This window comes from Flavobacterium enshiense (assembly GCF_040750275.1).
Lineage (GTDB): Bacteria > Bacteroidota > Bacteroidia > Flavobacteriales > Flavobacteriaceae > Flavobacterium > Flavobacterium enshiense_B.
Genome location: NZ_JBDOCV010000008.1, coordinates 26,681 through 38,870 on the forward strand (window position 1 = coordinate 26,681; position 12,190 = coordinate 38,870).

General features: G+C 37.7%; 11 protein-coding genes. 7 read left to right on the forward strand and 4 right to left on the reverse strand.

What is annotated here, in order from left to right; genetic code table 11:
- Positions 1-39: 39 nt before the first annotated feature.
- From ABGT15_RS11960 to ABGT15_RS11970, 3 genes are read right to left on the reverse strand one after another with little or no spacing between them, the layout of a single operon-like run.
- Positions 40-606: a YceI family protein gene (locus tag ABGT15_RS11960; RefSeq protein WP_367231672.1), complete on the reverse strand. Its 567-nt coding sequence runs from the start codon at positions 604-606 to the stop codon at positions 40-42.
- A 22-nt stretch (positions 607-628) separates the two neighbouring features.
- Complete coding sequence (locus ABGT15_RS11965) at positions 629-1,261, reverse strand: NAD(P)H-dependent oxidoreductase (RefSeq protein ID WP_367231673.1); 633 nt, start codon at positions 1,259-1,261, stop codon at positions 629-631.
- 2 nt (positions 1,262-1,263) lie between these two features.
- Positions 1,264-1,719: a MarR family winged helix-turn-helix transcriptional regulator gene (locus tag ABGT15_RS11970; protein ID WP_367231674.1), complete on the reverse strand. Its 456-nt coding sequence runs from the start codon at positions 1,717-1,719 to the stop codon at positions 1,264-1,266.
- 227 nt (positions 1,720-1,946) lie between these two features.
- Here ABGT15_RS11970 and ABGT15_RS11975 point away from each other — a divergent pair, with 227 nt between their 5' ends.
- The 4 genes from ABGT15_RS11975 (at position 1,947) to ABGT15_RS11990 (ending at position 6,547) form a co-directional block, all read left to right on the forward strand.
- Positions 1,947-4,922 (forward strand): M4 family metallopeptidase, encoded by a 2,976-nt coding sequence (locus tag ABGT15_RS11975; protein ID WP_367231675.1) that lies wholly within the window; start codon positions 1,947-1,949, stop codon positions 4,920-4,922.
- Positions 4,923-5,061: 139 nt separating this feature from the next.
- Positions 5,062-5,595, forward strand: coding sequence for a TlpA disulfide reductase family protein (locus tag ABGT15_RS11980; RefSeq protein ID WP_367231676.1), 534 nt, complete (start codon positions 5,062-5,064; stop codon positions 5,593-5,595).
- A gap of 3 nt (positions 5,596-5,598) precedes the next feature.
- A complete protein-coding gene (locus ABGT15_RS11985; RefSeq protein WP_367231677.1) occupies positions 5,599-6,210 on the forward strand; it encodes a thioredoxin family protein in 612 nt (203 codons plus the stop codon).
- A 22-nt stretch (positions 6,211-6,232) separates the two neighbouring features.
- Positions 6,233-6,547, forward strand: coding sequence for a rhodanese-like domain-containing protein (locus tag ABGT15_RS11990; RefSeq protein WP_367231678.1), 315 nt, complete (start codon positions 6,233-6,235; stop codon positions 6,545-6,547).
- A gap of 26 nt (positions 6,548-6,573) precedes the next feature.
- Here the strand turns inward: ABGT15_RS11990 and ABGT15_RS11995 are convergent, their stop codons facing one another.
- Positions 6,574-7,254, reverse strand: a complete 681-nt coding sequence (locus ABGT15_RS11995; protein ID WP_367231679.1) for a Crp/Fnr family transcriptional regulator — start codon at positions 7,252-7,254, stop codon at positions 6,574-6,576.
- 99 nt (positions 7,255-7,353) lie between these two features.
- Between ABGT15_RS11995 and ABGT15_RS12000 the strand changes: the two genes are divergently transcribed.
- The 3 genes from ABGT15_RS12000 (at position 7,354) to ccoN (ending at position 12,176) form a co-directional block, all read left to right on the forward strand.
- Entirely contained in the window at positions 7,354-9,726 is a 2,373-nt protein-coding gene (locus tag ABGT15_RS12000; protein ID WP_367231680.1) for a heavy metal translocating P-type ATPase, read from the forward strand.
- Positions 9,727-9,798: 72 nt separating this feature from the next.
- Entirely contained in the window at positions 9,799-9,990 is a 192-nt protein-coding gene (gene ccoS, locus ABGT15_RS12005) for a cbb3-type cytochrome oxidase assembly protein CcoS (RefSeq protein WP_367231681.1), read from the forward strand.
- A gap of 2 nt (positions 9,991-9,992) precedes the next feature.
- A complete protein-coding gene (gene ccoN, locus ABGT15_RS12010) occupies positions 9,993-12,176 on the forward strand; it encodes a cytochrome-c oxidase, cbb3-type subunit I (protein WP_367231682.1) in 2,184 nt (727 codons plus the stop codon).
- Positions 12,177-12,190 lie beyond the last annotated feature (14 nt).

Sequence of the window (12,190 nt, forward strand, 5' to 3'; positions counted from 1 at the left end):
ATTGTACAATCAGGCTTTTCTTTTGAAAATATTTTGAAATTAGAATGCCAAGTTTACATTCAATTCGAATTCGTCATTGATTGCTTTATCAGCCATTGCACCAAAACCTACAGAAGCGTATTTAATGTCGTATTTTGTTCTGTCGATCATTAATTTTGCAGTAGCAGTGTTTTTGTCTACTACCATGTCAAAAGTGATTGGTTTTGTGATTCCTTTGATTGTTAGATCAGCGGTTACTTGGTAAGTATTGTTCGCTTTTGTTCCGATAGTTTTGAAAACCAATTGAGATGTTGGGAATTTTTCAACTCCGAAGAAATCATCAGCTTTTAAGTGACCGTCTAGACTCGCTTTTCCTTTTCCTTCCAAATCTGTAGTGTTGATCGATGTCATATCAACAGTAAAGTTACCACCAGCTAATTTTTTTCCTTTAAAAACGATAGCACCTTCTTTAAGATTGATAGTTCCATTGTGCTGACCTGTGAATTTTTTTCCGATCCATTCTACTTTACTAGCTGCAGCATCTACTTTTTTAGTGGTTTGTGCAGAAGCAGTCAATGTTCCTAAAGCTACGACTAAAGCTAATGCGATTGATTTTAATTGTTTCATGATTTTAATTGAATTTTAGTGATTATAAATTTATGAATAATTCTTTGTGAGATTTACGTACTTTAACATTGTGTTGGGTTGCATCTTCTTCATGACGGTAACCCACAGTTGCAATCAGCGATGCATTTAATCCTAACTCATTAAGACCCAGGATTTCGTTTACCTTTTCGGGTTCGAAACCTTCCATGGGTGTGGCATCGATTTGAAGTTCTGCGGCCGCATTTAAAAGATTCCCTAAGGCTAAATACGTTTGTTTAGCAGTCCAGGTATTTTTTACATCTTCCGGAAGCGAAGCAATTTTCGATTTCATAAAATCGCCGTAACCTGAAATGTTTTCTACAGGTATTCCGCGTGTTTCTGCAATCGTATTAATGTATTTGTTGATTTCTTTTTCTCCTAAATTCACCATATTGGCAAATACAAACAGATGAGAAGCGTCAACAATTTGAGTCTGTCCCCAAGCTGCCGGCTGTATTTTAGCTCTAAGTTCCGGGTTTTCTACAATAATTACTTTGTAAGGCTGTAATCCGTAAGATGAAGAACTTAAACGAATGGCTTCTTTTAAGATTTCAAGGTTTTCATCGGATATTTTTCTAGTTGAATCGAACTTTTTGGTGGCATAACGCCAGTTCTGATGTTTAATAAAATTGCTCATGTTTAAATTGTCCTGAATTTTTCCAGTAAATTGTTTAATTGTTCTAATTCGTCCTGCGATAGGTTTTGGGCAAAAAGGTGTTCGTGATTCTCGACTTTGGGATCTAATTCTGCTAATAAATCCAAGCCCTTTTGGGTAATGGTGATTTCCATTTTTCTTCGGTTCTCAGCGCAAACCTCTCTTGTGACCAAATTTTTCAGCAACAGTTTATCTACCAATCGGGTTGTGTTACTGGTTTTGGCCAGCATGCGTTCCTGAATTACGCACATATTAGTTGGATTTCCGTTTTGACCTCTTAAAATGCGCAGCACATTATATTGTTCTCCTGACAAATCATAAGGTTTTAGTATTTCAGCGAATTTTTCCGAAACTATATTCTGCGTGTAAAAAACATTCAAAACGGTTCGTTTGGCAACCGATAATGTTTTTGTGGATTTTATGATTTCTTCAATTTTCATTTGTTACTTAATTTGTCGATACAAATGTAGTAATGTTTTTAATTGTATATACAAATATTGTGTTAAAATTTTTAGGCTTCAATTTATATGAGGGTTTACTTTATTAAAAGGCTAATTGTTTATTTTTCAATTATTTATTTGCAAAAATTAAGGCTAATTTATGATTAATGTTAAATTTTTATTAATATTGCGCTCATAACTAACCTAACTAAAAAACTATAACCACCATGAGAAAAAATTATTTCTTCATTACGTGTTTATTGTTGGGATTTTCAACGAATGGATTTTCCCAAAATGACAAGTATGATGAGGAGTTAGCTCACCAAAAAACTTTAGTGCTTAATGCACCTTCTTCAAGAGAGTATGCAATAGCGCAATTTGGAACATTATTCAAATTGGATAAGAATTATTCTTATGAGACTATCAGAACTACTTCGGATGTTACCGGAATGACCCACGAGAGAATTCAGCAATTCTACAAAGGCTTAAAAGTAGAGTTTGGAGTTTTTATCACGCATGCTCGTGACGGCAAAATTTTATCGGTAAACGGAGAGCTTTATAATGCCTCAACTGCAGATTTATCACCAAGAATCACAAAAGAAGCAGGTTTTTTAAAGGCAGTAAGCGCAGCAAATGCTACAACTTATTTATGGGATGATCCACAACAGGCAGCTTTAATGAATTATAGCAAGCCTTCGGGAGAAATGTTGCTTTTCCCAATTGTTAAAACAGGCGAAGTGAAATTGGTGTATAAATACGACATTTATGCCGTGCAGCCAATCCTTCGTGAGGAAATTTATGTAGATGCTGTTTCCGGTGATATTGTTTTCAGAAACCCAATTATCAAACATGCACACGGATTAATTTCAAGCAATCAGATTGAAGAATATTCCAAACATGTTGAAGCAATTACAGTAGGAAGCAAATCGATGTTGGTTGCGGCTTCTGCAGATACAAAGTATAGTGGTAACAGGTCTATTGAAACAACTTTCAATACCGGGTTAAACAAATACGTTCTTGAAGATACTACAAGAGGAAATGGTGTTGTGACTTATAATAGTGCCAGAACTAATACAATGCCATCTACACATTTTGAAGATGCAGACAACAATTGGACAGCAGCAGAATATAACAATACCAATAAAGACAATGCGGCATTGGATGCACATTGGGGAGCAATGAAAACCTATGATTTCTGGAAAAATACGTTTAACAGAAACAGTTTTGACGATAACAACGGACAAATTAGAAGTTATGTGCATTTTGACGATGTACCTGGAGGATCAGGATGGTTCAATGCACAATGGACTGGAAGTGTGATGCGTTATGGTGACGGTAATGGGAATCCGTTAACTTCTGTTGATATTATCGGTCACGAAATAGGACATGGCGTTTGTCAGTATACCGCTAATTTGGCCTATCAAAACCAATCCGGAGCAATGAATGAAGGTTTTTCAGATATTTGGGGAGCCTGCATCGAACAGTATGCTAAATTTGGTAACCTTAACGCAGGTCAGGATACTGCCTCTCCGGGATCACTGGGGATTTGGAAAATAGGAGAAGAATTGTCAATTTCACCTTTACGTTCAATGAGTTATCCGAATTCAAGAAGTAATCCCGATACTTTTAAAGGGACTTATTATACCACAACGGCAGACGACGGAAGTTGTACACCGGGCTCGGGGAATGATAACTGTGGTGTTCATAACAACAGTGGTGTTTTCAACCATTGGTTTTATATCTTAACTGCGGGTAAGGCAGGTATGAATAATGCACCTATAGCCCAACGAGATACTTATAATGTAACGGGAATCGGTATGGCAAAATCATCTCAGATCGCTTATTATACGGAGAGAGATTATCTTACACCAAATGCGACATTTACAGACGCACGAAATGCATCATTAACGGTAGCGAACTCTTTATATTGCGCAAGCAGCCCGGAAGTAATTGCTGTTACAGATGCATGGATGGCAGTAAATATCGGAAATGCTTATGCTGCTCAAACTAACGATGTTACATTAAAGACAATCAGCAGTACATCAAGCATTTCATGCGGAGTCCCTTATTCCGCTTCAATTGTATTTGAAAATGCGGGTTCTAATACAATCTCTTCGGTTGATATTTCATATAATGTGGATGGAGGTGCAAACACCAATGCAACATGGACTGGAAATCTTCCAAACTGTTCAATGGTAAATTACCCGATTACATTATCTGGTTTAACCAGAGGTACTCATACTTTGAGTGTAACTACAACAGTTTCAGGAGACGGTGTTGCTACAAACAATACAAAAACGGCTTTAATAACGGTAAATGATAACGGAACGATCAATGTAGTTAACACCTTTAATGCTACTTCTGATGCTTTAGTTTCAATTGATCAATCCGGCACAACTAATACGGTATGGCAGAGAGGTACATCTATGAAAACCTTATTGAGTAATACAGTTGCAGGATCACAGGTTTATGCTACCAAAACGTTTGGAAATTATCCGGATAACACTACCTCATATTTAGTTTCACAATGTTATGATTTAACAACTGTTAGCAACCCGACTGTAAGTTTCGATATGGCGTTTGACTTAGAGGCCAATTGGGACATTATCTATTTTGAGTATTCTACTAATGGAGGAAATTCCTGGAGTGTTTTAGGGACAGCGTCTGATCCTAACTGGTACAACAGCAGCAGAACGCCAAACGGTACAGATTGTTTTAATTGTATTGGAAAACAATGGACTGGAGATTATGCTACGGCACCAAGTGGGGGTAACGGAATGAATGGAAATAAAAGAAACTATTCTCATAGCTTATCGCAATTTGGATTAGGAGGTGGCACACCAGCATCCAATATAATGTTCCGATTTACTTTTGTATCTGACGAGGCTGTAACTCAAGAAGGAGCTATTATCGATAATTTTGTGGTACAGGGTACTTTATCGACAAAAGATAATGGTTTTGAAACATTCAATGTGTGGCCAAACCCATCTAATGGTAATGTTACTATTCAATTGAATACTTCAGAAAAAGTAAATGTTAGTTTATTCGATATGAGAGGAAGAAACGTTTACAATAAAGTATTTAATCCAACCGGAACAATGTTTAATCAGGAAGTAAGCTTCAACGCATTGGAAAAAGGAGTTTACCTTTTATCTGTTGAATCTGAAGGTAAAAAAGCAACCAGAAAGTTAATCATCAACTAATTGGTTATATAAGAATATTAAAGCGGATGGAAGTAATTCTATCCGCTTTTTTTATGACCTTATCGATTTAAAATTTTGTTAATTAACAAGTTAAGAAAATTCAGATTATTTAATTTTAAGCTTCCTAAAATTTAAGAAGATGAAAGTTGTATTGTTGTTGCTGTTAATAGGTAATTTTTCGCTTGCACAACAAAGTAAATCGTATGTTACGGAAGGTTTGGTTCCTCTTAAGATATATGAAAGTGAGAGCATAAAAATCCCGTCTTACAATTTTAAAGGTCTGGAACCAATTTTTAACAAATCGGATAATACAACTTATGTAATCAATTTTTGGGCAACATGGTGTTTGCCGTGTATAAAGGAACTTCCTTATTTTGAACAACTTAACGAGAAATACAAAAATCAGAAGGTAAAAGTTATTTTGGTGAGTATGGACATGCCGAAGAAGATAGAAACCAGTCTGATTCCTTTTATGAAAAAGAAAAAACTGCAATCTGAAGTTGTCCATCTGGACGATCCCGATGCCAATGCCTGGATTGAAAAAGTCGATAAAAATTGGAGCGGAGCTATTCCGGCAACAACCATCTACAACAGTAAAACCAGAAAGTTCTATGAACGATCATTCACGTACAACGAATTGGAAAACGAATTACTAACAATCATCAATAACTAAATTATGAAAACACTTAAAATTACCACATTGTTTGTGCTTGTTTGTTTAATGAGCGCTTTTACATTGGTTAAATCTGATTCCGGTTATCAGGTAGGCGACATTGCTACGGATTTCAGCCTGAAAAACGTAAATAACAAGAAAGTAGCTTTAGCCGATTTTAAAGGCGCGAAAGGTTTTATTGTAATTTTCACCTGCAACCATTGCCCATATGCGAAGGCTTATGAAGACCGTATCATTGCTTTAGACAAGAAATACAAAAAGTTAGGCTATCCGGTTATCGCTATCAATCCGAACAATCCGGAAGTTCAACCGGCAGACAGTTTTGAACTAATGAAAGAACGCGCCAAAGAAAAAGGATTCACGTTTCCATATTTATTTGATGAAGGACAGAAAATTTATCCACAATACGGTGCCACCAAAACACCTCATGTGTATATTTTAGAAAAAACCAAAGCAGGTAATGTTGTACAATATATAGGAGCAATCGACGATAATTACTCGGATGAAAGTGCTGTAAAAACAAAATATGTCGAAAATGCTGTGGATGCACTTTTGAAAAATCAGGAAGTTCCGGTAAAAACGACTAAAGCTATTGGCTGTTCCATTAAAGCATAGTATTTTTGCAAAAAATACAACTATGGACATTTCACAAGAACAATGGTGGCAAGGAGCTCAGGAAGATGAAAACGCCGTAATCCTGGATGTTAGAACCGAAGGAGAATGGAATGAAGGTATTATTCCCGGCGCCATGCACATCGATATCTATAAAGGACAAGGCTTTATCTATCAGGTAGATGAGTTGGATAAGTCGAAAAACTATTACATCTATTGCCGTTCAGGCGGAAGAAGCGGGCAAGCCTGCAACATCATGCAGCAAATGGGCTTCGGAAATACATACAATTTAGTAGGTGGAATCATGGACTGGGAAGGTCCTGTGGTAGCACCGGAATAAAAAAAGGAGCCAATTGGCTCCTTTTTTTATTCCGCTAACTTTCTAAGTTCTTTTTTATTTTTCAAAATGATTTTTTTTCCGTGAATTTCGATAAGCCCACTTTTATTAAAATCAGATAATAAACGGATACAGCTTTCGGTAGCAGTTCCGATAATACTGGAGATTTCCTCACGGGATAAATGCAGTTTCAGCGAATCATCTTCATGAACCCCAAAAGTATCGTGAAGATAAAGTAAGGTGGCAGCCAGTCTTTCTTTAACGCTTTTCTGAGCAAGATTTACCAGAATGTTGTCAGCTTCTTTCAAATCGTGACAAACGTTTTTCATCATGTTCAATGAAAATTTGTTGTTCTCATTGAAAAAGTCCATCACTTGGCTTTTCGGTACAAAACAAACCGTCATGTCTTCTAGGGCAATTGCACTTAAATTGGTCGGTTCCTCACTGATTAACGAACGTTGTCCTAACAATTCACCGCGTGTAACCAATTTTACAATCTGGTCTTTTCCGTTGGAACTCAGTTTGGTAAGTTTGCAAACCCCGTCTTTAACACAAAAGATTCCGTCCAGATGATCGCCTTCGTCAAAAATAACTTCCCCTTTTTTTACCACGTACGAAGTTTTACAATCGGCGAGTTTTAGCAATTCGTCTTTGTTCAATGCTTTTAAAGCGCTGAATTCCCGTACGATACATTGTTCACATCTACTCATAATTTTCGATTGTTTTTGCAAAGATACTAAAGTATGACAAAAATCATATTTTAAGAAATCATAACGAAAGAAATTTGCTTCAGGTAAAATGAGCAAATTATGATGACACAAAATTGTTTCCATTGCGGTAACGATATTGTAAAAGTACAGGAAATTCAGTTTGATGAAAAATCGTTCTGTTGCACCGGATGTAAGACGGTTTACGAGATTTTCAGTCTGAACGATTTAAGCTGTTATTACGATTTCGAAAACGCGCCCGGAGCCACTCCACAGGATATCAAAGGAAAATATGATTTTCTGGATAATGCAGACATTGTAGAAAAACTACTTGATTTCAACGAGGAAAAAACGCAAATTGTTTCCCTTTATATTCCGCATATCCATTGCAGTTCATGCATCTGGATTCTGGAAAATCTGAATAAACTGAACAATGGTGTCACGGCTTCACAAGTAAATTTTCATGAGAAAAAAGTCCGAATCACCTTCACTTCCGAAAAGGTTTCCCTGAAAGAAATCGTCTTGCTTTTAAGTTCCATCGGTTACGAGCCGTATATCAGCTTAGAAAACTACGAGAACAAGAAAAAAGAAGTCGACCGAAGCCTGTACTACAAAATCGGTGTGGCGTTTTTCAGTTTCGGTAACATCATGCTGTTATCATTTCCCGAATATTTCGAAGTAGGTGAATTCTGGATCGAGCAATACAAGGGCTTTTTCCGCTGGCTAATTTTCGTTTTGGCTTTACCACCGTTCTTCTATTCGGCTTGGGGGTATTATGTTTCGGCGTGGAAAAGCATCAAGTCAAAAATGCTGAACATTGATATTCCGATTGCCTTGGGAATTGTGGTGATGTTCGTCCGAAGTACGGTAGACATTGCGATGGGCTACGGACAAGGCTTCTTCGACAGCATGTGCGGACTGATTTTCTTCATGCTCTTAGGGAAAATGTTTCAACAGAAAACTTACAATTTCCTTTCCTTCGAACGCGATTATAAATCTTATTTTCCAATTGCCGTTACTAAGATTTTAAGTGATAAATCCGAAGAAGCGATTCAGGTTTACGATATTCAAAAAGGCGATCGTTTGCTAATCCGAAACCAAGAACTGATTCCCGTTGACGGGATTCTTATTTCTGATAAAACTGCCATCGATTACAGTTTTGTAACCGGAGAAGCCGTTGCTATCGAAAAAAAATCCGGCGATAAAGTCTACGCAGGCGGAAAGCAAATTGGAAATGTTGTGGAAATGGAAGTTTTGCAGTCGGTTTCTCAAAGTTACTTAACGCAATTGTGGAGTAATGATGTCTTCCAAAAAAGGGTAGAGCAGCAGTATAAAACCATCACGGATTCCATCAGCCGCTATTTTACTCCGGCGCTGTTGTTGTTGGCTTTTGTTTCTTTCGGATTCTGGATTTTCAAAGATGTGACTACAGCTTTCAATGTTTTTACCGCCATTCTGATTGTGGCCTGTCCTTGTGCTTTGGCTCTAACTGCACCTTTTACTTTGGGGAACGTACTTCGCATCATGGGATACAAAAAGTTCTATTTGAAAAATGCTACGGTAATCGAACAATTGGCAAAAGTTGATACGTTGGTTTTTGATAAAACCGGAACGATTACCACCAATAAAAAGACTTCTATAATTTATGAAGGAACATCGTTAAATGAAGCCGAATTAAGATTGTTGAAAAATACCTTACGAGGCTCCAACCATCCCTTGAGCAGAAGACTTTATGACTTTATTCCGAATCAGGAGAAATTAGAAACTGCTTCTTTTGAAGAAATCATTGGGAAAGGAATATTTGCCAATTTCGGAACACAAACTGTGAAATTAGGTTCGTCCCAATTTCTGCAGCACATGAGTGAAAACACGCATAAGAAAACCAAAGTGCACGTAGAAATAAACGGAATTTACAAAGGAAGCTATGTGTTCAACAATCAATACCGTGAAGGGTTGGAGCAATTGTTTGACAAGCTTTCCAAAAAATACAATTTGGTTGTTCTATCTGGGGATAACGATGGAGAACGAAAGATTTTAGAAAAAATGCTGCCGGCAACGACCACTTTGGTTTTCAATCAGAAACCGGAACAGAAGCTTCAGTTTATAGAAAATCTGCAAAATCAAGGCAAAAACGTCATGATGATAGGCGACGGTCTTAATGATGCCGGAGCTTTAGCACAAGCCAACATCGGAATCTCCATTTCCGAAAACGTAAACGTGTTTTCTCCAGCCTGCGATGGGATTTTGGATGCTACAAAATTTTCAAAAATCGGGTACTTTCTAAAATTCTCTAAAAACGCCATGAAAACCATTTACATGAGTTTCGGACTTTCTCTACTGTATAATGTTGTGGGACTGAGTTTTGCGGTAACCGGAAATTTATCGCCATTGGTGGCTGCCATTATTATGCCGCTGAGTACAGTAACCATCGTGAGTTTCGTGACCATCATGAGTAATTATTTCGCAAGAAAATAAATAGGGAAGCATGATAAAAATCATGTTTTATCCGCAAGCGCTAAAGTAATTTTGAACTATAAAACTTAAGGTATGAGTGTTATTTATCTGTTAATCTCCATCAGTATCGTTGTGGCGCTGGCTTTCTTATACATTTTTATAAGAGCCGTGAAAAGTGGCCAGTTTGACGACGATTACACGCCATCGGTTCGCATGTTGTTCGAAGATGAGCTTAAAAACAAAACCGAGAAAAAATCCAAAACACAAATAGAAAAACAAAACTAATTATGGAAGTGCAACAATTTTATTACGATAACAAAATTGTAAAGAAGTTCCTTTATGCTTCAATCCTTTTTGGGGTGGTAGGAATGTTGGTCGGACTTTTGGTGGCAATCATGTACCTGTTTCCGAACATTACTGACGGAATTTCGTGGTTGAGCTACGGTCGTTTACGTCCTTTACATACCAATGCGGTAATTTTCGCTTTCGTTGGAAATGCCATTTTTGCCGGAATTTACTATTCCTTACAGCGATTATTAAAAACCAGAATGTACAGCGATGTGCTCAGTAACATCAATTTCTGGGGTTGGCAGCTGATTATCGTTGCCGCTGCTATTTCTTTGCCATTGGGCTATACTTCTTCTAAAGAATATGCGGAATTGGAATGGCCTATTGATATCGCAATTGCTATCATTTGGGTGGTTTTCGGCATCAATATGATTATGACGATTTTACGTCGAAGAGAACGCCATTTGTACGTAGCCATTTGGTTCTACATTGCAACGTTTGTTACTGTAGCCGTATTGCACATTTTCAACAGTTTAGCCTTACCGGTTGATGGGTTGAAAAGTTATTCGGTATATGCCGGAGTTCAGGATGCTTTGGTACAATGGTGGTATGGTCACAATGCGGTAGCGTTCTTCTTAACAACGCCTTTCTTAGGGTTGATGTATTACTTCATACCTAAAGCGGCAAATCGTCCGGTATATTCGTATCGATTGTCTATTATTCACTTCTGGTCATTAATTTTCTTATATATCTGGGCAGGGCCTCATCACTTATTGTACACGGCTTTACCGGATTGGGCGCAAAATTTAGGAGTAGTATTCTCTGTAATGTTGATTGCACCGTCTTGGGGAGGTATGATTAACGGGTTATTGACGTTGCGAGGTGTTTGGGATAAAGTAAGAACCGAACCGATTTTAAAATTTTTCGTAGTAGCGATTACCGGTTACGGGATGGCCACTTTTGAAGGCCCGATGCTATCGCTGAAAAACGTAAACGCCATCGCACACTTTACGGATTGGATCGTAGCGCACGTACACGTTGGAGCCTTAGCCTGGAACGGATTCATGACTTTCGGTATGATTTACTGGTTGATTCCAAGAATGACCAAAACCGAGTTATACTCTAAAAAATTAGCCAATTTCCATTTCTGGATTGGAACTTTAGGAATCATTTTATATGCCTTACCGATGTATGTTGCCGGATTTGTTCAGGCACAGATGTGGAAACAGTTTAACCCGGACGGATCTTTAGTTTACGGTAACTTCCTTGAAACCGTAAAAGAAATTATGCCAATGTACGCCATGCGTGCAGTAGGAGGAACAATGTTCATTATCGGTATGTTAGTGTTGGTGTACAACATCATCATGACGGTAAAAAACGGTAAACCTGTAGAAGATGAATTAGCCGAGGCGCCAGCTTTAGTGAAAATTTCTCCAAACCGTTTAAAAGGTGAAAGATTCCACGGATGGTTAGAAAGAAAACCAATTCAGTTGACCGTTTTAGCAACAATAGCCATTTTAATTGGTGGTATCATTCAGATTGTACCAACGTTAGTAGTGAAATCGAACATTCCGACAATTACAAGTGTAAAACCTTATACACCGCTTGAATTGGAAGGTCGTGATTTGTACATCCGTGAAGGTTGTGTGGGTTGTCACTCGCAAATGGTTAGACCTTTCCGTTCTGAAGTTTCCCGTTACGGAGAATATTCAAAATCAGGAGAATATGTGTACGATCACCCGTTCTTATGGGGTTCCAAACGAACAGGTCCGGATTTGATGCGTGTGGGAGGAAAATACAACGACAACTGGCATTTCAACCATATGTGGGATCCGCAAAGTACATCGGCTGGTTCTATCATGCCAGGGTATAAATGGTTATTCGATAACAAACCGATGGATTATTCAAAAACTGAAGACAAAATGAAGGTAATGGTAAAACTAGGGGTTCCGTATACAGACGAAGACATTGCAAATGCTCAGAAAAGCATCGCAACACAATCGGCAAAAATCGAGGAAAACCTTAAAAATGATCCAGATTTTGTGAAAAGTTACGAGGAAAGTATGAAAAATGCCAAAGTTCGAGGCGAAAACTTCGTACCGATGAAAGATCGTGAAATTACAGCCTTAATTGCTTATTTGCAGCGTTTAGGAACCGATATCAAAGTAAAACAAGCCGAATAATTTAAAAGCACAAG